The following is a 22,447-nucleotide window of genomic DNA, read 5'->3' as shown; positions in this document are numbered from 1 at the left end:
TCCCCCGCCTGCCCGGCGAGCGCCCTACGTTCCGCGTTCGGCCTCTGCCCTCGCCAGATGGGCCTCGTGCTGGCGCTGGCGGTCCTCGAAGGTGGCGAGCAGGGCCTCGGCCTCCGCGACGGGAAGGTTCTCCGCCCTCAGGCGGTCGACCAGCGCCGTCTGCCGGGCGACGTTCATGCCGCCCTCTCGGAGGTGTCGCCTGACCATTGCGAGCTCGGTTTCCTCGGCGACCATGGGGCCAGCATAGCCTGCGGACCGGTGACGCGTCCCGCGCTTGCAGGTGCGCCGGTCCGCCTTAGGTATCCCGCTTCGGCCTGAGCTCCACCACCTTGCCGGAGCCTTCCGGAGCGGTGATTGGGGCTCCGAGGACCTCCGCGACCTTTCGAGCGAGTTGCTCGCGCTTGAACGGCTTCCCGATGAGCTGGACGCCGTCGTCGAGGCGGCCGTGGTGCACGATGGAGTTCTCGGTGTAGCCGGACATGAAGAGCACCTTCACCTCGGGGCGCACCATGCGGACCCGTTCGGAGAGTTCGCGTCCCCGCACCTTTCCCGGCAGCACCACGTCGGTGAGCAGCAGGTCGACGGAGGCCGTGTTCGCCCCGAACACCAGCATGGCCTCCTCGCCGTCGGCCGCCTCCAGCACCCGGTAGCCGAGGTCGGTGAGGATCGCGCAGGCGATCTCGCGCACCGCCGCCTCGTCCTCGACGACCAGGACCGTGCCCGTGCCACGCGGCAGTTCGACGGGCGCGCCGGTGCGCGGAGCCGCGGCGGCCGCCCCGACAGCACGCGGCACGTAGATCTTCACCGTTGTGCCCTCGCCGGGCTCCGAGTAGACCTTCACGTGCCCGCCGGATTGCTTGACGAAGCCGAACACCATCGCGAGGCCGAGCCCGGTGCCCTTGCCGTCCGGCTTCGTCGTGAAGAACGGCTCGAACACCCGAGCGACCACCTCCGGCGTCATGCCGTGGCCGGTGTCGGAGACAGCCACCAGGGCGTAGTCGCCGGGAACGACTTCGGCGTGGTCGCGCGCATACTCCTCGTCCAGCACCTTGTTGCCGAGCTCGATGGTGAGCCTGCCGCCGCCCGGCATGGCGTCGCGCGCGTTCAGCGCCAGGTTCAGGACCGCGGCTTCCAGCTGCGCCGGGTCGGCCATCGCCGGCCATAGGCCCGCCGTCTCGACGTAGCGCACCTCGATGTGCTCGCCGAGCGTGCGGCGGAGCAGCGGGATCAGGTCCGGCATGGTTGCGGCGAGGTCGATGGCGGCCGGCGCCAGCGGCTGCTTGCGCGCGAAGGCGAGGAGCTGGCCGGTCAGGGTCGCGCCGCGTTGCGCCGCCCACGCCGCGCGCTCGATCCGCTGTTGCAGCCTGGCGTCGTCCGTCAGCTTGGCGCGGACGAACTCCAGGTTCCCGAGGATGACCTGGAGCAGGTTGTTGAAGTCGTGCGCGATGCCCCCGGTCAGCTGCCCGATGGCCTGCATCTTCTGGGCTTCCCGGAGCACGCCTTCGGCCTGGGCGCGCTTGGTCATGTCCGAGATGGTGAGCACGAAGCCGCCATCCGGCATCGGCGTGCGGCGGATCTCCAAGTGGTGCCCGTCGGCGCGCTCCCGCTCGTAGGTGACCGCCTCGCGCGGGTTTCGTCTCCCGTGCCGGATCTGGTCCTCGGTCTCAAGGGAGGGTCGGTCGGGCTCGCTCGTGTGCTCGACGAAGGCGGAGTAGGTCGTGCCCGGGCGCAGCATGGCCTTGGGCAGGTCGAGCAGGACCACGAAGCACTCGTTCCAGCTCGCGAGCGTGCGGTCGGGCCCGAACACCGCGACGCCCTGGCTCAGGCTGTCGAGGGTGGTGCGCAGGCGCAGCGCCAGCGCCCGCTGCTCGGCCTCGGTCTCGTAGGAGCGGGACCAGGCCTGATTGAGGAGGCGGGCGGCCCAGAGCAGGGTCAGGACGGCGAGCGCCGAGCCGGCGATGACGAGCCAACGCACCCACGCGGCGCGGGCGTCATTCTGGGCGAGGCGCTCATCGAGCAATCGCTGCTCGTCGGTGAGCATGGCGGCGAGCACGGTTTCCGCCGCGCGCATGTGGCCCCGACCCTCGTCGGTGTTGACGATGCGCAAGGCGGCCTCAAGGCCGCCGTCGCGGCGGGCCTGCACGGTCTGCGCGAGTTCCTCCAGCTTGTGCTGGACAGCCGGCGAGAGGGCGCGCAGGCGCCCCTGCTGGGCGGGGTTGTCGGCGGTCAGCTTCTGGAGCTCGCCTTGGAGCAGGCCGAGACGGTCGCGGGCGGCGTGGTAGGGGCCCAGGTACTCGTCGCGGCCGGTGAGGAGATAGCCGCGCTGTCCGCGCTCCGCGTCGCGCAGCGCGATGGCGAGGTCCTTCATCGTGGAGAGCACGGCGTAGCTGTGCTGCGACCATTCGCGGGCGTCGCGCGAGGCGTTGAGCCGCTCCCAACTGACAACCCCGATCACGCTGAGGAAGACGAGTGGGACGACGAGGACGAGGACGTTGGCGCGCCTGACGAGATATTGGCTCATGCTCACCGTGTCCGTGCCGTGCCCACCGACGGCCGCGGTGACGTCGCCGATGCACGTGGCTTCAGGGATTCGGTCGCGGCGGCCAAGTGGGCAGGCCGGGGCGATGCGGCACGATTGCGGGTGAATTGCGGACGTCGGGCGCGTTGGACCGCCTAGCCGGTGAGTGCATCGGCGCGGGACCGAGCATCGGACGCTGGCCGGGTGTCCCTGCAGGGCGCCGACAGCAGGACCAGCCTGTCACCCTGCTCCGGTTCGCCGAGCTCGTGCTCAGGCGACAGGAAGTCGAGGCGGCCGCCGGACCGGATGACCAGTAGACACGGGTTGGCCAGAACATCCCCTGCGCCGGCGGGCGCGACCGAGAAGCGCCAGCCGGCGCCATGCCGTTCGGCCAGGGTTTCGAAGTCCAGACCGCCGTCCGAGAGCACCTTGCCGCGCAGGTCCCGGCTCACGCCGGTCTCGGCGTGCAGGAGGTGGTTGGCCGAGGGCGCCAGCTGGTACACCCGCTCCCGCCCGAGCTCGGGGCCGAGCCGGGTGCAGACCAAGGCGTTGTAGAGCTCGTCCCGGGTCGCCGCGAGCAGGTAATCCGGCGGCTGATCGGCCAAGCCCTCCTCCGCGTGGCGCGAGAGAAGCTCGGCCTGCAGCGTCGGCACGCCCGCGGACCGGGCCGCGCGCAGGGCTCCGGGATAGGTGTCGACAAGAAGCACCGGAACGCCGGCCTGGTGGAGCGTCACGGCGAGGTCGCTCGACCAGGGCGAGGCGCCCACAATGGCCAGGCGCTCCGCGTCGGCCGCGACCGAGAGCCCAAGCCGACGCGCGAGCGGCGCAAGCGAGAAGCCGTGGGCGAACACCGTCGCGACGATGACGGCGAACACCGTCGGCTGGATCAGGTCGCCGCCGGCGTAGCCCGCCTCGCTCAGTCTCGGGCCGGCCAGTCCGGCGACCGCCGCCGCCACGATGCCGCGCGGGCCGATCCAGCCGACGAACAGGCGCTCGCGCCAGGTCAGGTCGCTGCGCCAGGTCGCCAGCCAGATCGACGCCGGTCGCACCACGAACAGCGTCGCGGCCGTCAACGCCAGGATCGGCAAGGACAGCTTGCCGAGGACCGCGAGGTTCAGGTCGGCCGTGAGGACGACGAACAGGCAGGAGACCAGGAGGACGACGAGGGCTTCCTTGAACCGCCGCAGCTCCCCGATGCCGGGGACGTGGAGGTTGGCCAGCGCGATGCCTAACACGGTCGCGCCGATCAGCCCGGCCTCGTGCATCAGGAGGTTCGGCACGGCATAGGCGACGAGGGCGAGCGCCAGGAGCACGGGCGTCTTCAGGGTCTCGGAGACGAGATCCCGTCTGAAGGCCCAGGCGACCAGAAATGCAAAGCCGACACCCAGGATGGCTGCTGCCACCGCTCCCTCGGCAAGGTGCAGCACCAGGTCGGTCACGGCTTGTTCGCCCGACCGGTGACCCGAGCCGACCAGGATCTCGATGACGATGGCGGTCAGAATGGCTCCGACCGGATCGTTGACGATGGCCTCCCACTTCAGGAACGCGGCCGAGCGCCGCTCCAGGCGAGCATGGCGCAGCAGCGGCAGGATGACGGTCGGACCGGTCACCACCAGAATCGCGCCGAACACGGCCGCCGGTCCCCAGAGCATGCCGCCGATGAGGTGGGCGGCGAGCGTGCCCAACACGAAGTTGATGGGCAAAGCGATAGCCGTGAGCCGGAGCACGCCCGCGCCGGCGGCCCTGAGCTCGCGGAAGTCGAGGGCGAGGCCGCCCTCGAACACGACGACGGCCACGGCGAGGCCGATCAAGGGGCGAAGGTTTGCACCGAAAGCCTCGGAAGGATGAAGAAGCCCAAGCACGGGGCCGACGAGGTATCCCAGTCCCAGCAGGAGGACGATGGCCGGGACGCGGAACCGGGCGGCAAGGACCTGCGCGGTGACCCCGCCGGCGACGATGCACAACACCGCCGTCGCCACACCTTGTTCCATACGCAACGCTCCGGGAATGCGCCGGTTGCGACCGACCCGGTACAACGCTCCCGGACGGTTAGGGTCCCGTGCTTATTACGACTCGGGCAACGCCGGCCGGCTCGGTGCCCGCGTGGCATCGGGAATTGGCGGTGCAGAATCGCGAGGCCCATGCGGCAGTCGCTCGGAAATCGCGGTGAGACGCCGCGGACGACGACGTGAGGCGGCGACGTGCGCGCTCCGTTGGCGTCCTCGTGGTGGCGAGCCGGCAGCGCCTCGACGCCGCGCGGTACTCCTACTTGCTCTTGCCGCCTGTCTTGCCGAGCTCGGCCTGGGCCGACGACGAGGTCCGCGGGTCGGATTTGCCCTCGTGACTGCCTTTGCGTTCGCCTTCTTGGCCGTCGCGCCCCTGTGGCCCTTCTTCTCGGTCATGCTCTACTTCGTCGGTCGGTGACCGGGAAGTCCCCGGCCACCCCACGGTTCCCTATGTCGGCTTCCGACCCGGTCAGGCGTGCCTGAGGTCGTCCGGCACCTTGCCGCCGTTCTCGGCGAGTTTCTGCACCACCTGCTTGTGCAGCCAGACGTTCATCGTGGCCGAGTCCTCCTTGTCGCCTGTGTAGTGCAACTCGTCGGCGAGCTGCTTGCGCGCCTGCAGGCTGCTGTCGAGGTCGAGCAGCTTCAGGAGGTCGACGATGGAGCGCTTGTAGTCGAGGGTCTGGCCCTTCTCGGAGGCGAGGTCGGCGACGACCCGGCCCACGTCGACGCTTGCCTGACCGGCGCCTGAAGGACCGGCCGCGACCGGGGACGGGGCGCCGCTCATCGAAGGCGCAGCGGCGCTGCTGGCCGAGCCGGTCGGCCCGTCCGAGCGCTGCGCCGCTGCCGACACGCTCGGCGCCTTTGAGGCGTGCGGGGTCGCCGCCTGGGCGCTCGCGCCGCCGCCGAAGATCTTTGATATGATCGACCCGAAGATGCTCATGGGTTCCTCCGTAGTCCTGGGCCCTTGCCCGGGGCGAGCGCTCGACAACGGGATGGGAGCAGGGCGTTCCGGATCGAGGTTGCCGGCGTCACGCGGCCCTGGGCGCAGGGGTTGCGGCGACGGGGCGCGGTATGAGCGTCTGTCGCCGAACGCCCGGTCGGCAACCGGCGGAATCCACACAAGTTAAGTGCAGCCTCGCGGCACCGACACCAACTCGGGGCGCGGCCTTGGAGGTGGGTGAGGATGCGATGGTGGCGCTGCCCGAGATGGAAGTGTTCAAGGCCGCGGTCGAGGTGGCTGGCGAGGCCATCCTCATCACCTCGGCCGAACTCGACGAGCCGGGCCCTCACATCGAACACGCCAACTCCGCCTTCACCCGCATGACCGGCTACGAGGCGCATGAGGTTCTGGGCCGTTCGCCGCGCCTCCTCCAAGGGCCCCGCACGGAGCGGACCGCGCTAAACCGGCTGCGCGCCTCTCTCGAAGCCGGCGAGTGCGCCCAAGGCGAGGCGCTCAACCACCGCAAGGACGGCACGACCTACATGGTCGAGTGGCTGATCACGCCGATGCGAGACATGGACGGCTGCATCACGCGCTGGGTCTCGGCGCCGCGAGACATAACCGAGCGGCGCGCGGCCGAGGACCGCCAGAACCTATTGGTGCGCGAGCTCCGCCATCGGGTAAAGAATACGCTCGCCACCGTACAGGCCGTGCTCGACGCCAGCCTGCGCTCGTCGCTCGGTCTGGCCGAATTCCGGCAAGCGTTCACGGGAAGCATCGCCTCGCTCGCCCAGACGCACGCGCTGATCACGGACGACCGCGCCCAGGCGGTCTCGTTCGAGGGGCTCCTGTCGACGGCGCTCCGCGCCTACGACGAGCCCGGACGGACGCGCATCTTCCTGAGCGGGCCACCGGTCGTGCTCGCGTCGGAGCTGGCGGTCCCGGTCGGCATGGCTCTGCACGAGATGGCCACGAACGCCATCCGCCACGGTGCGCTCGGCGACCCGGATGTGCGCCTGGAGGTGAGATGGTCGGTCGAGGACGGTCCCGACGGCCGGTTGCTCCACTGGACCTGGAACGAGCACGACGGGCCACCCGTCGCGTTGCCGACCCGCGAGGGCTTCGGCTCGCAGCTCCTCAAACGCGTGTTGACCCTCCAGGTCGGCGCCAAGGTCGATATCGCCTTCGACCCGGACGGTTTGAGGGTCGCCGTTGCCATCCCTCTGCCCGGGCCTAGGGTCTAGCCGCCTCCCGCCTCGGCCGCGGCACGAGCCGCCTTCTCATGGGCGCGGGCCTCGGCGGCGTCGGCGGCCTCCCGGGCGTCGTCCAGGCGCTCGGCGCGGGCGCGCGTCTCGCAGCGCCGCCGAAGCTCGGCGAGTTCCTCCTCGGTGAGGTTCTCGATGCCGATGTAGCGGTTCTGGGCCGCGCTCGACCGAATGAGCTCGTCGAGCTTGGCCTGGATGGCCGCCCCGTCCCGGTTCTGCGAGTTCTGGATCAGGAACACCATCAGAAAGGTCACGATGGTGGTGCCCGTGTTGATGACGAGCTCCCAGGTGTCGGAGAAGTGGAAGTACGGCCCGCTCGCCGCCCACACGACGAGTGAGGCCGCCCCGAGCGCGAAGGCGAGCGGGTGCCCGGCCCACTTGGCCACCTTGCCTGCGAAGGTCGTGAAGACGCGTGAGGCCGACATAACCGGAACCCTGCGCCGGCTTTCGGCCGAGCTCGGCATCCGGAACGCCGAAGGTTCGATCCGGGATCCTCGCCGCGCGGTGAAGGCAAGCCTGCCCGGATCGCGTATCTCAGCCTCTCCTCCCGCTTCGGTCGCGAAGGCGTCCCAGGTCGCCGCCCTCGGAAAGCCTCTTCCGCCGATCTTGGTTCAGGAGCCGACCAGACGAAGCGCTTCGACCGGCGCCGCGGTTCGACGGGCACCTCCGGCGCGGCAGGTTCGGTTGCGGCCGCTTTCCTTGGCGGTGTAGAGCGCCGCGTCGGCATCGCGGTAGAGACCGCCGCCGTCAACGTCGTCGCCGAAGCCGCTCGCCAAGCCGATGCTCACCGTGACGGCCCCGGCGCCGATACCGGCCGAAGCAACTGAGAGGGTCGCGACGCCTTCATGCACCTTGTCCGCGACGCGCAGCGCCCCGGCCCCGTCCGTCTCGGGCAGGAGGATGACGAACTCCTCGCCGCCGACCCGCGCCACAAGGTCCTCAGGCCTGTGCACGCTTGTCGAGAGGCAGCGGGCGAGCCCCTTGAGCACCTCGTCCCCGACCGCATGGCCGTAGCGGTCGTTGCAGCGCTTGAAGTGGTCGGCATCGACGACGAGCAGCGACAGCGGCTTGCCCGTTCGCCCGGCCTCCCTCCAGGCGCGCTCGAACACCCGCTCGAAGCGGCGCCGGTTCGGCAGCCCGGTGAGGACGTCGGTCAGGGAGAGCCGGGCGAGTTCCGCCTGCAGCGCGTCCCGCCGGCGCAGGTCTCGCCCGTACAGGAGCGACAGGAATACGGTCACGCCGCACAGGACCAGGACCGTCGCGCCGAGGACGGCGGCCTTGGCGCGCCAGCCGGCCTCGATGTCGGCGGTCGCGAGGGCGACGTTGAGCACGAGCGGCAGGTCGCCGACCTGGGAGAAGGCGTAGTGCCGCTCGACGCCGTCGCGCGCCGAGGTGCCCACGAAGGTGCCGCTGCGCTCGCGGACGAACCGCTCGAAGTTCGGCGTCCCGGCGATGCTCGCGCCGATGTCGGCCTCGGCGTAGGGATGGCGCATCACGCGGCTGCCGTCGCGCAGATAGAGGTTGATCGCACCCTCCGGCCCGAGGCCGATCTGGTCGAACAGGCGGCTGAAGTAGCTGAGCCTCAGGGTGGCCAGAACGATGCCGCCGAAGGAGCCGTCCGCCTTGTCGATGCGGCGGCTGAGCACGATCATGCGGTCCCCGGTCAGCCGGGAGACGAGCGGCCGGCTGATGTAGAGCCCGAGGCCGGCGCTCGCCCGGTGCGCCTGGAAGTAGTCCCGGTCCTTGTAGTTCACCTTGCGGGCGGGGACCTGGGCAGCCTCTACGACGCTGTCGCCGTCCTCGTCGAGCACGAACATCACGCCTAGATCGCGGGCCGTCGCGGCCCTGTCGAACAGGATGAGCTGGCGCATCTCGGGCGTGGCCTCGGCCACGCCGGGTGCCTTCAGGTTGTCTACGACGGCGTGCAGCGACAGGTCGACGATCTCGACGTTCCTGGCGATGTCGCGCTCGATGACCTGAAGCAGGTTCCTCGACGTTTGCTCGGCCTTGTCCCAGGCGTCCCGCCGCAGGTCGAGCAGCATCAGCCCCGAAACCGTGAGCATCCCGATGGGGGCGAGCACGCCCGTCGCGATCCAGGTGCGGGCGGAACGCAGCCGTCGCGCATGACGGAGCGGAAAGGCCATCGGGGCGTCCCCCAAGCGTTGTCGTTGCCTGTTTTATGGCTGCGGATGCCTTACGCGGCGTTTTCGTCGGAGGTTGTCCCTGAACGGTTCGAGGGATCATCCTTAATGCCGCGTTGATGTGGCCGGGAGCGCCCCCGGGCGCCAGGGGCGGCGCCGTCTACGTAAGCGTCCGCCGTCAACGCGGTGACTCCCCTCGCGTTGTCGGTTGCGTCGCCCCCTTCGGAGACCCCATGCTGAACCCCTTCTGTGCCGCGTTCCTGCTTCCCGCGGAGGCGCAGAGAGTCATCGAGTTGCGGCTGGTGCGCATCGCCTGGGGCGGCGCTGACGCGCAGGCCGAGATAGTGTCGATGGTCGGCGAGAAGGTCGTCGCCGCGATGGAGGCCGCCAACACCTTGATGATGGGTGGATCCCACGATCAGGTTGTCGCGCGCTACCGGGAGTTGGTCGCCGCCGACACCCGCCGCCTCATGGCCTGAGCCGTCGGACGCACGGGATCATGGTCAAGCCGGTCGAGTGCCGCATCGTCGACATGCCCGACGGGCTATTTGCGGTCATCGCGGTGCTCGCCTCCGGCAAGGTCTTCCGACGCGTAAGCTTGGGACCCTGGCCGAGGTCGAGGAGAGCGTGGCCATCCTTCGCGACGTGATGGCCGCGTGCGGGACCTGGGTCACGGTCGCGAGGGGCGCCGGCTTCGGGTCACTTGCCGACCGGTCGCGACAAGCGGCGGCCGTGCGCTCCTTGCACTGACGCGGCGATGAGTGGGACGGCCACCCATCGGCGATGCACGGCAGCCGTTACGCCATATCCGCATGCTTCAGCCCGGCTCGGCGGTTCGCGCGGCTACGGGTGCCCGAAGCGTCGGGCACTCCGGGCCCCGTCGGCGGCACGCCTGAAGCATGAGCCTGGCGAGCGATGGCCGCCCCTAAGTCTCAGTCCCGCCCGTGGATGAGCAGGCTGAGCAGGTATCCCACGCCGAGCGCTGCCAGAAGCGCGACCAGCGGTGTCTCGCCCACGTGGCCCCGGACGGCCTCGTTGCCGCGTCGGTAGGCTTCGCTGCCGCGCCGATAGACCTCGTCACTGCCCGGCAGCCTCTCGCGGCCGGTCCGCAGGGCCTCGCGCGCGATGTCGCCCGCCTGTCCGGCGGCCTGGCTCGCCTGGCCCGCGAGGTCGCTTGCCACGTCCTTGGCCTGCCCGGCCAGGTTCTCGACGGTGCCGCGCAGCTCGGTCGCCTGCCCCTCCGCCTTGGTCTGCCTGTCGCCGGTCAGGTCGCCTACGGCGCCCTCGACCTGGCCCGCCACTTTCCTGACCTCGCCGGTCACACGCTTCTCGTCCATGGCTTCCTCCATTGGCGCGATGCGCCTTCGGCGGCTTAACGCGGCAGAGGCCCGTTCGGACCACCGCGGCTCGGGCGTCGGTTTGCGGAACCCACTCGGCGGCTTGCCGTTTCCGACGGGCCTGCCGTCCGCTCGCGTGGAGGAGCCTCACTCATGCCGGACCACTCTGGGGACCCTGCGGCCGCTGCCTTGGAGCACGAACCGGCGCCGGGCGTCGGCCTCGCCGGGGCCATCCGAGAGCAGGTCCAGCGCTACGCCGCGAACCGGAAGCAGGACGCGGTTGGGGCGGTGTCGGACGTCGCTGCGGGCATCCACGAGGCGGGCGCGGTCTTCACCGATGCGCCGCGCCTGAAGGCGTTCTTCGACAACGCGGCGGAGGGCGTCGAGGAGCTCTCCGGGGATATCGGACGTCGCACGGTCGGCGAGCTCTACGACGAGGTCGAGGCTGCCGTCCGACGCAGGCCCGGTGTCGCCCTGGCCGCCGCGGCGTTGGCCGGCATCGCGCTCCTCCGCTTCCTCAAGGCTTCCGCGCTTCGGCCGGTCCCGCGGCCGCACGCGGTGGTCCCTGTCGACGTCCTGCCCGTCCCGGACATCGGGGGCCGTCCGTGAGCGAACCCGCCCGGCGAAGCGTTGCGAGGCTGGCTGGCGAAGCAGTCATCACCGAGCGCGTGAACGGATGAGCAAGTCGGCAGACGCGTTGGAGTACGATGTCGAGGCGGCCCGGGGCAGGCTGGAGACCACGCTCGCCGACCTCTCGGCCCGCTTCAATCGGTCGAGCCTGGCCGACGACCTGATCGGGATCCGCAACCCGGACGGCATCACCGCGACGACGGAGCACCTGGCCGCGACGGTGCGGGCGAACCCGCTTCCCGTGCTCCTCATCGGTGCGGGTTTCGCCTTCCTCGCCTACGAGGTCGTGCGGCAGGGCGGTGAGCGACGGCGGCTCCGCATCCTCTCCGACGAGGCGATGCACATGTCCGTGGACGGGGCGTCGCCCGGCGACCATCCGGACCGTCTTGAGGAAAAACTCGACGAGGCGCTCGAAGAGACTTTCCCGGGCAGCGACCCCGTCTCGGTGAAGATCACGAAGTAGTCGTTCGGATCCTCCGACCGACCCCCGCGTCGCGGCCGCGCGCTGCAAGCCTCGCGCGCGCCCGTGCGGCCGAACGACGGTGTAGGCGTCATTCCCGGCTGAGCGGAATGGACCGAATCTGACGTAGGATCGATGGCGAGGTGCCCGGCGCCCAGCGTCCGCTCCGACATGGGATTTGCTTGGCAGGGACTTCTGTCAGGAAGTGTCATGCCGCTTGACCGCCGTACGCTCCTCGCCGCCGCTGCGACTACCATCGCCGTTACCTCCCGCGCCGAGCCCGTGCCCGAACGCCTCCGGCTCTGGCCAGGAACCCCGCCCGGCGGCGGTGGCCCGACGGGACCGCTCCACGAGAGGGACGGGGTGATCACGAACGTCGCCGCATCCTTCCTGGAAACGTTCGTACCGGCCCGGCCGAACGGCACCGCGATGCTGGTCGCGGCGGGCGGTGGCCTGTCGGGCATCAGCCAAGCCTCGGAGGCCTACCCGGCGGCGCGCTGACTGACGGATCTGGGCGTCACGGCATTCGTGCTGACCTACCGCCTCCCGCGGGAGGGATGGCGCGATCACACTCCGGCGCCGTTGCAAGACGGTCAACGGGCCATGCGGACAGTGCGCGCCGCGGCGGCCCGCTACCGCCTCGATCCAAGGCGCGTCGGCGTGCTCGGCTTCTCGGCGGGGGGCTACGTCCTCGGGATGGTCGCGGTTCGCGGCGAGACCCGCTCGTACGCCGCTGTCGACGCCATCGACGACCAGTCGGCCCGCCCCGATTGCGTAGTGCTGGCTTACCCTGTCGCGACCCTGGACGCACCCTCGGATCGGACTGCGACCGCCCGTGCCGAGGTGGGCGATCACGCGACCCGTGAGACGCGCGATGCTTTGTCGGTGGATAGCCAAGTGCGCGCGGGCGACCCGCCGATGTTCATCGTGCAGGCCGGGGACGACGCGACCGTAAGCCCCGAGAACGCGAGCCTGCTCGAAGCGAGCTGCCGGGCTCAAGGTGTGCCGGTTGAGGTGCATCGGTTCGGGACGGGCGGTCACGGCTTCGGCATGGGCCGACAGGGGACCCCGACGACGGATCGGCCGAACCTATGCCGCGCATGGCCGGCCAGGCAGGGTTTCGTGCGCTGAACTGCCAGGCGGGGTTGCCGAAGAATGGCTAGGGTGGATGCTCGGACGTGGCGCTACTCATCGAGCCTGCAAACCGGCTCAACCGGTGACCTTCATTCGTAAAGGAGCATCAACCGGCACAGGCATCGTACGGACAACACCCTCAAGCCGTATCACGGGGGCGGCAACTTCGACCTCAAGGGATTTGGGTTAGGAACGCGCCACGCCAGCAGATCGATTCCGCTCAGCCGGCAGCGCTGGGTCCTGAGGCCTCCGTATTATCGGGCTGAGCTAACATGTGTTCGAGAAGAGCGAGCGTAGCGCGCATCTCCAAGCCGCGGACGCGGTACTCCCGGCCCACGCACCGCATCTCGTCGGCGAGGACGTGCTGGCCATCCCGTTCGCACCAGTAGGCCGCCCCGGACATGTCACGCGCGTAATCCTCAAGTTCGAGGATGTCGTTCATGGTCTGGTACATCAGCCGTCGGAGCTGGCGCCGCATCCGTCATCCGCGTTTGAGTGAAGTGCAGCAGATGGCAATGCCATGTCTCTGGACAAGATGGAGACGAATGCCCCTTGCTCGGGAGCGGATTGTGCTACGTGCGCACCGCATTGAGCAACGCCACCCGCAGGGGAGAGGACGGCGAGAGGCGCCCACCCAAGTTCGGCAGACGATTTGGTTTGATTCAGGCGGTCTTGCGGCCGCTCTTGCCCTTGGCGGGGCCTTCCTCAGCCTCTTCCCCTGAGCTCACGACGTTGATGCGCTCGGCAATCTGCGAGAGGAGCTGATCGGTCTTCTTCTCCTCTTGCAGGGTCTCATCGAGCAGCTTGGCGGCATCCTCGTAGCCGAGTTGGTACGCCCAGGTCTTCAGCGTGCCGTAGCGGGCGATCTCGTAGTGCTCGACCGCCTGCGCGCAGCCTGCCAGCACGGCATCCGCGGCCGGCGTGCCACCGAAGTCCTCCAGGTCCTCCTCCATCTCCGAGGTCAATCCCTGCATCGCCTCGCAGGTCTTGGCGCGGGCCGGCTTGCCGATGATCTCGAACACCTGCTGCAGGCGCTCAACTTGGTTGGCACTCTCCTCAGCGTGGGTCTCGAACGCTTGGCGCAGCTCCTCGTGCTCGGCCGCCTTGGCAGACTTCTTCAGCGCGCGTACGGATTGCTTCTCCGCGTAGTACACGTCCTTGAGGGTCGCGTAGAACGCGTCCTGCAAGGTTTTCTGCTTGGTGGCCATCTGATCCCATCTCCCTGTTGTCGAATATCCCGGCCGCGGGAGTGGTCTCACCGGGGCCAGCCTCAGAGGAACGTTGTTCCGTATGGCTGGGTCCAAGCTTTATCTTGGGGAAAGCTGCAAAGTTTCGGGAACCGTACGCACCGCTCAGCCCGCGCGCAGCTCGCGAACGACCTCGTGAACCAGGGCGGGCGAGTACGGCTTGTCTATGAACCGAGCCTTGGCGGGCAGGTCGCCGGGTGAGGGCTTGGCTGCGCCTGAGCAGACGATGATGGTGATCCCTGGCCAGCGTAGGGCAACCTCACGGGCCAAACCAAAGCCATCGAGGCGACCAGGCATGTTCACGTCGGTGAACAGCAAGTCGACGCCATCCTTGTCTTCCAGGAAGCGCAGCGCGTCGTCGGCGCTCGCCACCTCCAGCACCGTGAACCCAGCATCGCTCAGCGTGTCCGCGGCCTCCATGCGAAGGAGGAACTCATCCTCGGCGACCAGGGCGACGGCGGGCGGCGGGGTGGTCTGATCCATGTTAGTCCAATCGCGGAGGCGGGCGGATGGTTTCAGCGCTGGTGGGCACGACATGCCGGCGCAGGATGCCGCCACTAGGCCGCGACGGCCTCGCGCGGCTCCTGCATTGAGGCGAGTGGCGCCTCCAAACGGCATACGAGACCCGTCGGCGCGTATGTCAGCCTTACCTCGCCGCCGACCTCGGACGCGAAGCTGCGCTCGATCAGCCGCGAGCCGAACCCCCGACGGGTGGGTTGGCTCAGGATCGGCGGCCCGCCCTGCTCGGTCCAAGTCAGGCAGAACCGCGGCTGCTCGCCCTCGTGCACGACGTGCCAGCGCAGGTCGACCGCGCCATTTGCGGTCGAGAGCGCCCCATACTTGGCAGCGTTGGTGGCGAGCTCGTGCAGCGCCAGCGCCAGGGACAAGGCCGGCTTGGCACCCAGCAGCACGTTGGGTCCGTTCACCCGGATCCGGGACGCGTCCGCCTGCCGGTGGACGCTGAGGGCGCCCTCAACCACGTCGACTATCGGCGCGGCGGTCCAGCTCGCCTGGGTCAGGATGTCGTGCGCCCTCCCGAGCGAGATCAGGCGCGCGGAGAACGCCTCGCGCGCCTCGTCGATGTCCGTGGCGCCGCGCAAGGTCTGGCTGGCAATCGCCTGGACCATCGCCAGCGTGTTCTTGACCCGGTGCTGCAACTCGGCGGTGAGCAGGCGCTGGTGCTTCTCGGCCTTCTTGCGCTCCGTGATGTCGAGCATGGCGCCGATCATCCGCACCGCCTTGCCACCCTCGTCACGCAGGACGTAGCCGCGGTCGAGGATGTCCGCATGGGAGCCGTCGGCCCGCAGGAAGCGATACTCCTCGGTCCAGTTCTCGGTCGCCCCGTCGATGGCTGCGTGGATGCTGGTCTTGATGCGTTCACGGTCGTCCGGATGGATGCGCGAGGTCCACCATTTGCCGCTCGGGCCGACCTCCTCGGGCGCGTAGCCGAACAGCGTCCGCACCGCATCGTTCCAGCGGATGTGGTCGGTGTGCAGGTTCCAGTCCCAGATCGCGTCGTTGGTCGCGCGAGCCGCCAGACGGTAGCGCTCCTCGGTCTCCCGCAGCGTCTGCTCGGCCTGCCGGCTCTCGGTGATGTCGCGGACCGTGCCGATGAAGCGTACGGGCCGTCCCTGCTCGAAGAAGGCCTGTCCCTTGGCCGAGATCCAGCGCTCCACGCCGTCGGTCAAGCCGATGGTGCGGTACGCGATATCGTAGGTGCCGTCACCTGCGGGATCGAGGGTGGCCTTGACCGCTTGGTCGACCCAGTCCCGGTCGCCGGGATGCAGGCCGGCCAGGAACACCTCGTAGCCAACCTCCGCGTCCGGCGGCAGCCCGAACAGGGCGCACACGCGGGCGTCCCAGCCTAGGTCGCCCGTAGCCAGGTCGTAGTCGAAGATGCCGATGTCGGTGGCCGCGACCGCCAGGTGCAGTTGGTCCTGAACCTTGTGCAGCGTCGCGTCGTCCGCCCGCTGCTTGGTACGGTCGCGCACGATCTTGAGGAAGCCCTGCGTCGTGCCGCGCTCGTCCCTCAGCGGCATCATCTCGCCGTTGGCCCAGAACCGCTCCCCGCCCTTGCGCAGGTGCCAGCGCTCGTCGGGGGCGCTGCCGTCACGAAGGGCCAGCGCCATCTCCGTCTCGGGCCGCCCTGCCATGCGGTCTTCCGGCGTGAAGATCACATGGGCTGGGTCGCCCAGGATCTCGTCCTCCCGCCAGCCGAGGACGCGTTCGGCTCCGGCGTTCCAGCGCGTCACATGGCCGTTCCGGTCCATCGCGATGATGGCGTAGTCGGTCGCGCTGCCGAGGATGCGTTCCTGCAGCAGTTTCTGGTCGCGGTACCGCTGCCCGGCTCGCCGGAGCTCAAGGAGCGTCACGACCTGGCGGCCCAAGCCACAGAGGCACTCTCCCTGCGCCTCGGTCAGGCCTTCCGGCCGCGGCGCTGGGTCGAGCAGGCAGAGGGTGCCCAGGACTTCGCCCTGCGCAGTCTTCAACGGAACGGCCGCGTAAAATCGCGTACCGGCTTCGGCGCGAGCCAGCGGGCCGTCGCGATACGCCGGGTCCAGCCGCAGGTCGGGCACGACGAGCAGCCGTTCCGGCACAGGCACCTCGGCACACGCGACCGGCGGGAGCCGTCGGCTCGCCTCCGCGACGGTGTAGGAGGCGTGCACCTGAGGGATTCCGGCATCGTGCAGGCAGATGACCGCCTGCGCCGTCCGGCACAGTTCGGCGGCCAGGCGCGCGGCATCTTCGAAGCTTTGCTTCGGGACGTTGTTGAGGGGATCGTCGGACCAGGGCACGGCTACCGGACCTTCAAGCGAAATCCCTCTCGTTCAAACAGCCTGGCACAGCGGTTTACCGTCGGACGGCAGCGGGCGGAGCGATATTAGCGTGCCGCCGGCGCTGTAGACGGCCCCCAGCACGGCCTCGAAGTGCCGTTTGACTGCCCCGTGGCACTCGCATGCCGACGCCTCCACGGCCGGGCGACTCACGATGATGATGCGCCCGCGCCGGACCTGGATCAGTCCCTGCTGCTGCAGCGTCCTCAGCGCGCGCGACAGATAGGAGCGCTGCACGCCCAGGAGCTCGGCCAGCACCTCGTGGGTGATCGGCAGGACGTTGCCGCCCAGCCGGTCCTGAAGGCCAAGAAGCCATCGTGCGCAACGCGCCTCGATGGTATGGCTGGCGTTGCAGGCCACGGATTGCAGCACCTGGGCGAGCAGGCAGTCGGAGTAGCGGGTGATTAGGTTGCGCAGGCCGGGCGAGGTCTGCTTGATCTTCTGCAGCACCGCCGCCTCGATGCGTAGGACCGAACCGGGGATCTGCACGACGGCACGGCTGAACGCCGGCAGCGAGCCTTGGCTGACCACGCCACCGATGGCACCCTCATGGCCGACCGTGGCTGTCTCTACCGCGCGTCCATCCTGCAGGCCGATGACCAGGGCGGCCACGCACTGCCCAAGCGGGAACGCGATGTGGCCGACGTCCTCACCGGCCTCGAACAGCGCCTCGCCGCGTCCGTACGCTTTCAGTTCCAGATGCGGTTTCAAGAGCGCCTGATCGGGCAGGCGCAGTGCGCTGAGGAGCAGGTTGCCGCTGAGCAGTGCGTCGACGTCGGGTAGCATGTGGGTAGCGGCAGTTCGGTCCAGATCGGCTTGCGTGCAAGCGTTATCGCAACGCTTGCACCGCTGTCTGGTCACAAGTGCTCATACCCGGGCAAGGGCGGCGCATTCTGCAGGCTTGCCCAACCGGCGCGTGCGCGAAATCCAACATATGCAACTTTGGGCGAGCGAGGGGTTTCTAGGTTCGAAACCGCTTGCGTCACGGAGCCCGCGTAGTCCGATGCCCCGTTATTTCCTAGACTTCCAGGACGGCCCGGTTTGGCTGGAGGATGTGGAAGGCCAGGAATACGATAGCCTGCGTGAAGCGCGTGACGCTGCCATCGCCGCCTTGCCCGACATCGGCCGCGAAGGCCCGCCGAGCGACGGCAAGCGCACCTTCGTGGCCTTCGTCCGCGACGAGATGGGCAGCGAGCGATGCACCGTGCGCCTGAACCTGGACGCGGAGTGCCACCCCGAGCCCGATCTACGAGCCATCGACGGCCGCAATGGCTGAGGGCGCCGTCGGCCGGACGCAGCCATGGTCGCCTCGCGCGTTTTCGATAGTCGCGGCAGCTTGCGGGCGGCCAACCGTGGCTAAGGACGCCGGCGTTCCGATGCCCCTCGCACCGAGGTGTTCAGGGCTTCACTCCGCCCGCCCTCGATAGACTGCGACCGGGTCGACTACCCAGTCGAACAGCGGCAGCTCGCGCGGCCGCGTCGTCTCTTGTACCGAGCTCGCTTCAAAAGGACGGTGCCTGACGGACTTCATCGTTAGGCTCGCCACCCTCTCTCCTAGCATCGCCTCCGTGCATGCATGCGGTATCTCCGCAAAGCTCGCCTGCCCGGCACGGATGATGGCGATAATCTCCGCCCGCGTGAGCGGGACTTCCCTTCTCTTGTTCACGAACGACCTCCAGATGAGGCCGGACCGGATCGCCTGTGGCTTGATCGTCACGCGTCGCCATGCGATCACCGCCGCAGACCTGAGCGCGGCGAGCTGAAACGGCCTCGACGACCGACGGTGTCGGGGCTGGACCCGCCCCGGACCGGTGTTTCGACCTGCGGTCCCTGATTTCATGACCTCGATGAAGGAAGAAGGCAGGGAGCTCGACGACCGCCTCGCAAACGCTCCCAGCTCTCCGCAGACCCCGTCCGACGTGGGCGGCGCCCTGCCCGTCGAAAGCGGAGAGCATTCCTGCGCGCGGCAATTCCCGTGAGTGGATGCCCGATCAGGCCGCGAAACCGAAAAGGTTTCGTCCCGGCCAACGGTCCTGGCTCACGCCCGCCACGGGGATCATCATGCTCGCAGAGGGGCGCGCGGTCACGGGCGCCCCTCTGCGGAGGCCACCGGCTTCAAGCACATCCCGGGGCGTGAGGACAGGCTTCCCTGACAATCGGGACAAGCTCTCTTGAGTGCGTACCATTGGCAGGGCCTCAAATCGGGACAGGCTTTCCTGATAGTCTGCCTCGGCTGTCCCAGCCGTCCGGCTCGCCTCGTCCCGAGGCGGCTTCCTCGTGCGAGCCGGGCCGCCGTCCAGATCATCATGGAGCGGACGATCCGACCACGTGAGGACCGCAGCGACGGTTCGGCGAAGCCAGCCGAGCCGACCGCCAAGGCGCCTTCGCGGGCCTGACCGATCAGGGCGCTCGACCGGATGGCAGCCCCCGGCGTTGGGGGCCGGTGGTGTCCTCGCGGCTGATCCGAAAAGAAAGTACGGCAACCCGAAGGGCATGGCCCGGTCCGCAGATCACGATAAGGATGCGGTCTGGACCCATCGACACCATGATCGGGCCGGCATCGGGTTTGATGCCGGCCTCTGTTTCCAAGGGTTGGAACAGGCATTCACGCTTGGGCATGACGGGTCTAGGGAGCGAGGCGGAATACGTTCCCTGCAGATCGAGATAAACTTTAATGAGACCGCCCCTCCGGGAGTAAGAGAAATCGAGACAAATTCTCACGTTAGCTTGCGCCAAGGCGGGTTGTCGGTTCTGCTGCGGACTGTGCTGCGGAGACTCTTTTCCCGAACCAGACTGTGGTGCAGCCGCCTCAATCCGAAAAACTGTGCCGGCGTGACGATGAGACGAGGGCAATCTGTTATCCTCCGAGCCATCGCGGAAGCCGCAGTCGGTCGAGAACGCGGAAACGCAAAGCTGAGCGGACGTGAGGGGCCGTTCGCCAACAAGGTCAAACTTCTCTGTAAGCACGGACCTGTAAGGACAGAGTTCCGTGTGCTTTAAGTCAAACTCATTTGAGAGCACTCCCTGGGGGGATACCTCAAACCAGGACAAGCTTTGCCGAGAAATGACATCGCCCGATGCCCGACGAACAACCCGCGATGCCGACATCGCGGGTTGTTCGGATCAAGCCGCGGGCATGGCAAAAAGAACAAAGACCACGACATCTCGCAATCTCTCGATTTTTGATTTTGATTGATCTATTAGATTATCCATTAATTCAGCGACACCGTTGTAAATACTTAATATCACTCTTAAAACTGCAGGATAATTGTTTGCGTTTGCTTGGCTGCGCGCTAGCGTCACTTCCGGATCCACGGTCGCGGACTCGGAATCCTCTGCCATGCATATGTCCCTCAAGACGCGCCTCGTCATTCTCTTGTTCGTGTTGGGCGGTTTACTATTCGGATCTTCTGCATTTGGCCATTACGCTCTCCGGAACATGCATCAAAATCTTCAGACGATGTATGCGGACCGGGTTGTTTGTCTGGGGCAGTTGAGCAGCCTCCGCGATTCCTACAATGCGATGCTCGTTGCTTTGCGAAAGGTGATCAGCGGAGAGATCGATGCGCGTGCAGCGGGTGGGACCCTCAAACAGGAACTCACGCGCAGTCAGCAGACATGGGCCGCCTATCTGACGACCTATCTCACGCCGGACGAGAAGGCTCTCGCAGCGAATCTTCAGACCCATCTCACCCGGGATGACGCCATCGTCGAAGAAGTCTTGCGGCGGCTGGACCGGGACGAAACCGTGGATTTCTCGACGGCACGGCTGAAGCTGATCGAGGAGGTACAGCCGACGAACGCGGGTCTCACCGAACTGACGAGCCTGCAGATCCGGGAAGCGCGCAGGGAGTTCGAGGAGGCCGATGCGACAGCGATCTGGCTGCGCTATCTCAACTTCGGCGCCCTGGCGCTCGCCGCCCTGGCGGTCGGGTATGGCCTCTACGTGATCCTGGTGCAGGTGACGCGCCCGCTCAGCGCGACGACGGCCGCCATGGGCCGGCTCGCGGCGGGGGACCTCGCCGCGGATGTCGGCGGCGCGGACAGGCGGGACGAGATCGGTGCCATGGTCAAGGCGCTCCGTGTCTTCAGGGATGCACTCGTGGCCAAACGCAAGGCGGACGAGGCGGCAGCCGCGGAACAGGCCGTGAAGATGCGCCGCGCGGAGGTTCTCGACGGCGCCACGCAGGCGTTCCGGAGCCAGATCGAGCGCATGATGCGGGCCCTGGTGAGCGCCGCGACCGAAATGGAAGCGGCCGCGCGGCTGATGAGCCGCAACGCCGACCAGACCGCGGCCCAATCGTCCACCGTCTCGGCGGCGGCCGAGCAGACCTCGGCCAACGTGCAGACCGTCGCCGCGGCCAGCGAGGAGTTGGCGACTTCGATCGGCAGCATCAACGTCCAGATCGCCCACTCTTCCGACATAGCCGAGCGTGCCGCCGCCTCGGCCGCCGAGACCAACACCCTCGTGATGGGCTTGGCCGAGGGCGCCGAACGGATCGGCACCGTGATCGGCCTGATCTCCGGGATCGCCGCGCAGACCAACCTTCTGGCGCTCAACGCCACGATCGAGGCCGCCCGCGCCGGAGAGGCGGGCCGCGGCTTCGCCGTGGTGGCGAGCGAGGTGAAGGAATTGGCCGCTCAGACGACCAGGGCCACGGAGACCATATCGGCGCAGGTCTCGGCGATTCAGGGGGAGACGAACCGCGCCGTGGAGGCCATCCAGGCCATCGCCGCCACAGTCCTGGAATTGCGCACGATATCGGTGGGCGTGGCAGCCGCAATGGAGCAGCAGGGCGCCGTGACCCAGGAGATCGTTCGGAACGTCACCCAAGCAGCGGACGGGACACAGGCGGTCACGGCCAATATCGGCTCCGTCACGCAGGTCGCCGGCGAGACGGGGAACGCCGCGAGCCAGGTCCTGCAGGCCGCGACGGATCTGGCGCGCCAATCCGATGCGCTCAACGCGGCGGTGATCGAGTATCTCGCGACCGTCCAGGCCGCCTGATCCCGACGCCGTCTGTCAGCGGCCCCCGGATTCCGAAGGGGCAGGCAGGCACATCAGCGGCTCGCCCATGCGCAGCCGTGTGCCCTCCTGCAGGGACGGCCACAGCGCAAAGCCCGGCGGCGTCAGCACCACGATGGTGGAACCATGCTCGAACCAGCCCATCTCGTCCCCCTTGGCGAGGCGGGCCGTGCAGGGCAGGGTCCGGCCTCCCAACCGGCGCAGGGCCGTGCCCTCCGGCAGGAAGCGGAGGCGCAGGCCCGCCACCAGGATCGCCGCCACCGGGACCAGCGTGAGCGCGTGGCCGCCCTCGGCGCACCGCAGGCGCAGGACCGCACGCTCGTTCCGGCAGAACAGGGCTTCGACGCGCTTCAGCGCGATCGGGTTCACGTTCCACGTGTCGCCCCAGATGTGCCGCACCGACTCGACGCGCAGGTCATGCGGCGCGTGAAAGCGATGGTACATCCCGGCGGTCAGCCTGAGGGTGGCGTAGGCGCCGCCCTCATGCGCGCGCGCGAGGTCCGCGTCGCCACCGAGCAGGTCGGCGAGCCGGTAGGAGAGGCCCTTGACCTGAAACAGGCGTCCTGCCTCGATCCGGCCATGCGCCCCGAGGATCGCGTCGCTCGGGCTCGTCAGGATCGCGGGATCGGCTGCGATCGGCCGCGCGCCGGGCCTCAGCGCCCGGATGAAGGCGGCGTGGAGGCTGGCAAATTTCGCCTCCCGTGCGTCGCTGAGATCGACATCGCAGAACAGGCGCCATGTGGCGATTGACAGATCGCGGACAAGCGGCTGCTCGATCCGGCTGAACCAGCCCATGAATTGGGTGGCGAGCCGGCGCGGCAGGCGGTTCGTGAGGAGGAAATTCAGATCCTCCTGAGCGCCGACCCGCGCCAGCGCCCGCCGCAGCGGCGATCCGGAAACCGTCATCAT

General features: G+C 68.5%; 23 protein-coding genes. 8 read left to right on the top strand and 15 right to left on the bottom strand.

Going from position 1 to position 22,447, the window contains the following annotated elements:
* Positions 1-24: 24 nt before the first annotated feature.
* The 4 genes from FVE89_RS11195 to FVE89_RS11180 all read right to left on the bottom strand — a co-directional run bounded on the left by FVE89_RS11195 (position 25) and on the right by FVE89_RS11180 (position 5,464).
* The gene (locus FVE89_RS11195) at positions 25-177 is read right to left on the bottom strand and encodes a hypothetical protein (RefSeq protein ID WP_160534098.1); all 153 of its coding nucleotides are present in this window, start codon (positions 175-177) and stop codon (positions 25-27) included.
* Between the two features lie 118 nt (positions 178-295).
* On the bottom strand, positions 296-2,521 hold the full coding sequence (locus tag FVE89_RS11190; RefSeq protein WP_116655279.1) for a CHASE3 domain-containing protein: 2,226 nt from the start codon (positions 2,519-2,521) through the stop codon (positions 296-298).
* 152 nt (positions 2,522-2,673) lie between these two features.
* Positions 2,674-4,509, bottom strand: a complete 1,836-nt coding sequence (locus FVE89_RS11185; protein ID WP_160534097.1) for a sodium:proton antiporter — start codon at positions 4,507-4,509, stop codon at positions 2,674-2,676.
* Positions 4,510-4,993: 484 nt separating this feature from the next.
* Complete coding sequence (locus FVE89_RS11180; protein WP_160534096.1) at positions 4,994-5,464, bottom strand: DUF3597 domain-containing protein; 471 nt, start codon at positions 5,462-5,464, stop codon at positions 4,994-4,996.
* A 248-nt stretch (positions 5,465-5,712) separates the two neighbouring features.
* Between FVE89_RS11180 and FVE89_RS11175 the strand changes: the two genes are divergently transcribed.
* Complete coding sequence (locus FVE89_RS11175; protein ID WP_116655276.1) at positions 5,713-6,708, top strand: HWE histidine kinase domain-containing protein; 996 nt, start codon at positions 5,713-5,715, stop codon at positions 6,706-6,708.
* Here FVE89_RS11175 and FVE89_RS11170 read toward each other — a convergent pair.
* Both FVE89_RS11170 and FVE89_RS11165 read right to left on the bottom strand, forming a co-directional pair.
* Complete coding sequence (locus FVE89_RS11170; protein WP_116655275.1) at positions 6,705-7,154, bottom strand: low affinity iron permease family protein; 450 nt, start codon at positions 7,152-7,154, stop codon at positions 6,705-6,707. The genes FVE89_RS11175 and FVE89_RS11170 overlap by 4 nt on opposite strands.
* A gap of 186 nt (positions 7,155-7,340) precedes the next feature.
* Positions 7,341-8,873, bottom strand: a complete 1,533-nt coding sequence (locus tag FVE89_RS11165; RefSeq protein WP_116655274.1) for a sensor domain-containing diguanylate cyclase — start codon at positions 8,871-8,873, stop codon at positions 7,341-7,343.
* 230 nt (positions 8,874-9,103) lie between these two features.
* Between FVE89_RS11165 and FVE89_RS11160 the strand changes: the two genes are divergently transcribed.
* A complete protein-coding gene (locus FVE89_RS11160) occupies positions 9,104-9,349 on the top strand; it encodes a hypothetical protein (RefSeq protein WP_116655273.1) in 246 nt (81 codons plus the stop codon).
* Between the two features lie 453 nt (positions 9,350-9,802).
* Here FVE89_RS11160 and FVE89_RS11155 read toward each other — a convergent pair whose 3' ends face one another.
* Positions 9,803-10,207, bottom strand: a complete 405-nt coding sequence (locus FVE89_RS11155) for a CsbD family protein (RefSeq protein ID WP_116655272.1) — start codon at positions 10,205-10,207, stop codon at positions 9,803-9,805.
* 153 nt (positions 10,208-10,360) lie between these two features.
* Between FVE89_RS11155 and FVE89_RS11150 the strand changes: the two genes are divergently transcribed.
* From FVE89_RS11150 to FVE89_RS11145, 4 genes are all read left to right on the top strand, one after another.
* On the top strand, positions 10,361-10,816 hold the full coding sequence (locus FVE89_RS11150; protein ID WP_133250858.1) for a hypothetical protein: 456 nt from the start codon (positions 10,361-10,363) through the stop codon (positions 10,814-10,816).
* A 67-nt stretch (positions 10,817-10,883) separates the two neighbouring features.
* Positions 10,884-11,300 (top strand): hypothetical protein, encoded by a 417-nt coding sequence (locus tag FVE89_RS30500; RefSeq protein ID WP_116655270.1) that lies wholly within the window; start codon positions 10,884-10,886, stop codon positions 11,298-11,300.
* 207 nt (positions 11,301-11,507) lie between these two features.
* Entirely contained in the window at positions 11,508-11,798 is a 291-nt protein-coding gene (locus FVE89_RS31080; RefSeq protein WP_246730628.1) for a hypothetical protein, read from the top strand.
* On the top strand, positions 11,799-12,428 hold the full coding sequence (locus tag FVE89_RS11145; protein WP_318268979.1) for an alpha/beta hydrolase: 630 nt from the start codon (positions 11,799-11,801) through the stop codon (positions 12,426-12,428).
* A 223-nt stretch (positions 12,429-12,651) separates the two neighbouring features.
* Here the strand turns inward: FVE89_RS11145 and FVE89_RS11140 are convergent, their stop codons facing one another.
* The 5 genes from FVE89_RS11140 to FVE89_RS11120 all read right to left on the bottom strand — a co-directional run bounded on the left by FVE89_RS11140 (position 12,652) and on the right by FVE89_RS11120 (position 17,298).
* The gene (locus tag FVE89_RS11140) at positions 12,652-12,909 is read right to left on the bottom strand and encodes a hypothetical protein (protein WP_116655269.1); all 258 of its coding nucleotides are present in this window, start codon (positions 12,907-12,909) and stop codon (positions 12,652-12,654) included.
* 184 nt (positions 12,910-13,093) lie between these two features.
* Positions 13,094-13,639 (bottom strand): ferritin-like domain-containing protein, encoded by a 546-nt coding sequence (locus tag FVE89_RS11135; protein WP_116655268.1) that lies wholly within the window; start codon positions 13,637-13,639, stop codon positions 13,094-13,096.
* 144 nt (positions 13,640-13,783) lie between these two features.
* Positions 13,784-14,161 (bottom strand): response regulator, encoded by a 378-nt coding sequence (locus FVE89_RS11130; protein ID WP_116655267.1) that lies wholly within the window; start codon positions 14,159-14,161, stop codon positions 13,784-13,786.
* Positions 14,162-14,235: 74 nt separating this feature from the next.
* Positions 14,236-16,473 carry a PAS domain S-box protein gene (locus tag FVE89_RS11125; RefSeq protein WP_116655266.1) on the bottom strand — a complete coding sequence of 746 codons (2,238 nt, stop codon included), beginning with the start codon at positions 16,471-16,473 and terminating at the stop codon, positions 14,236-14,238.
* Between the two features lie 33 nt (positions 16,474-16,506).
* A complete protein-coding gene (locus FVE89_RS11120; RefSeq protein WP_116655265.1) occupies positions 16,507-17,298 on the bottom strand; it encodes a Crp/Fnr family transcriptional regulator in 792 nt (263 codons plus the stop codon).
* 217 nt (positions 17,299-17,515) lie between these two features.
* Between FVE89_RS11120 and FVE89_RS11115 the strand changes: the two genes are divergently transcribed.
* Positions 17,516-17,788 (top strand): hypothetical protein, encoded by a 273-nt coding sequence (locus FVE89_RS11115; RefSeq protein ID WP_116655264.1) that lies wholly within the window; start codon positions 17,516-17,518, stop codon positions 17,786-17,788.
* Between the two features lie 129 nt (positions 17,789-17,917).
* On the opposite strand, the gene FVE89_RS11110 is transcribed toward FVE89_RS11115, so the two are convergent.
* Positions 17,918-18,229, bottom strand: coding sequence for a hypothetical protein (locus FVE89_RS11110; RefSeq protein ID WP_133250856.1), 312 nt, complete (start codon positions 18,227-18,229; stop codon positions 17,918-17,920).
* A gap of 1,406 nt (positions 18,230-19,635) precedes the next feature.
* Positions 19,636-19,854, bottom strand: a complete 219-nt coding sequence (locus FVE89_RS11100; RefSeq protein WP_160534094.1) for a hypothetical protein — start codon at positions 19,852-19,854, stop codon at positions 19,636-19,638.
* Between FVE89_RS11100 and FVE89_RS11095 the strand changes: the two genes are divergently transcribed.
* Complete coding sequence (locus FVE89_RS11095) at positions 19,853-21,520, top strand: methyl-accepting chemotaxis protein (RefSeq protein ID WP_160534093.1); 1,668 nt, start codon at positions 19,853-19,855, stop codon at positions 21,518-21,520. The genes FVE89_RS11100 and FVE89_RS11095 overlap by 2 nt on opposite strands.
* A 15-nt stretch (positions 21,521-21,535) precedes the next feature.
* Here FVE89_RS11095 and asd read toward each other — a convergent pair whose 3' ends face one another.
* Positions 21,536-22,447 (bottom strand): archaetidylserine decarboxylase, encoded by a 912-nt coding sequence (asd, locus tag FVE89_RS11090; RefSeq protein WP_160534092.1) that lies wholly within the window; start codon positions 22,445-22,447, stop codon positions 21,536-21,538.

Source organism: Methylobacterium sp. 2A (assembly GCF_009806555.1).
Taxonomy (GTDB): domain Bacteria; phylum Pseudomonadota; class Alphaproteobacteria; order Rhizobiales; family Beijerinckiaceae; genus Methylobacterium.
This window is presented reverse-complemented; position numbering and strand designations above follow the sequence as displayed.

Coding starts and splice junctions, on each gene's coding strand:
- FVE89_RS11195 (WP_160534098.1), bottom strand. CDS start 177: ATGAACGTCGCCCGGCAGACGGCGCTGGTCGACCGCCTGAGGGCGGAG.
- FVE89_RS11190 (WP_116655279.1), bottom strand. CDS start 2,521: ATGAGCCAATATCTCGTCAGGCGCGCCAACGTCCTCGTCCTCGTCGTC.
- FVE89_RS11185 (WP_160534097.1), bottom strand. CDS start 4,509: ATGGAACAAGGTGTGGCGACGGCGGTGTTGTGCATCGTCGCCGGCGGG.
- FVE89_RS11180 (WP_160534096.1), bottom strand. CDS start 5,464: ATGAGCATCTTCGGGTCGATCATATCAAAGATCTTCGGCGGCGGCGCG.
- FVE89_RS11175 (WP_116655276.1), top strand. CDS start 5,713: ATGGTGGCGCTGCCCGAGATGGAAGTGTTCAAGGCCGCGGTCGAGGTG.
- FVE89_RS11170 (WP_116655275.1), bottom strand. CDS start 7,154: ATGTCGGCCTCACGCGTCTTCACGACCTTCGCAGGCAAGGTGGCCAAG.
- FVE89_RS11165 (WP_116655274.1), bottom strand. CDS start 8,873: ATGGCCTTTCCGCTCCGTCATGCGCGACGGCTGCGTTCCGCCCGCACC.
- FVE89_RS11160 (WP_116655273.1), top strand. CDS start 9,104: ATGCTGAACCCCTTCTGTGCCGCGTTCCTGCTTCCCGCGGAGGCGCAG.
- FVE89_RS11155 (WP_116655272.1), bottom strand. CDS start 10,207: ATGGACGAGAAGCGTGTGACCGGCGAGGTCAGGAAAGTGGCGGGCCAG.
- FVE89_RS11150 (WP_133250858.1), top strand. CDS start 10,361: ATGCCGGACCACTCTGGGGACCCTGCGGCCGCTGCCTTGGAGCACGAA.
- FVE89_RS30500 (WP_116655270.1), top strand. CDS start 10,884: ATGAGCAAGTCGGCAGACGCGTTGGAGTACGATGTCGAGGCGGCCCGG.
- FVE89_RS31080 (WP_246730628.1), top strand. CDS start 11,508: ATGCCGCTTGACCGCCGTACGCTCCTCGCCGCCGCTGCGACTACCATC.
- FVE89_RS11140 (WP_116655269.1), bottom strand. CDS start 12,909: ATGCGGCGCCAGCTCCGACGGCTGATGTACCAGACCATGAACGACATC.
- FVE89_RS11135 (WP_116655268.1), bottom strand. CDS start 13,639: ATGGCCACCAAGCAGAAAACCTTGCAGGACGCGTTCTACGCGACCCTC.
- FVE89_RS11130 (WP_116655267.1), bottom strand. CDS start 14,161: ATGGATCAGACCACCCCGCCGCCCGCCGTCGCCCTGGTCGCCGAGGAT.
- FVE89_RS11120 (WP_116655265.1), bottom strand. CDS start 17,298: ATGCTACCCGACGTCGACGCACTGCTCAGCGGCAACCTGCTCCTCAGC.
- FVE89_RS11115 (WP_116655264.1), top strand. CDS start 17,516: ATGCCCCGTTATTTCCTAGACTTCCAGGACGGCCCGGTTTGGCTGGAG.
- FVE89_RS11095 (WP_160534093.1), top strand. CDS start 19,853: ATGCATATGTCCCTCAAGACGCGCCTCGTCATTCTCTTGTTCGTGTTG.
- FVE89_RS11100 (WP_160534094.1), bottom strand. CDS start 19,854: ATGGCAGAGGATTCCGAGTCCGCGACCGTGGATCCGGAAGTGACGCTA.
- asd (WP_160534092.1), bottom strand. CDS start 22,447: ATGATGACGGTTTCCGGATCGCCGCTGCGGCGGGCGCTGGCGCGGGTC.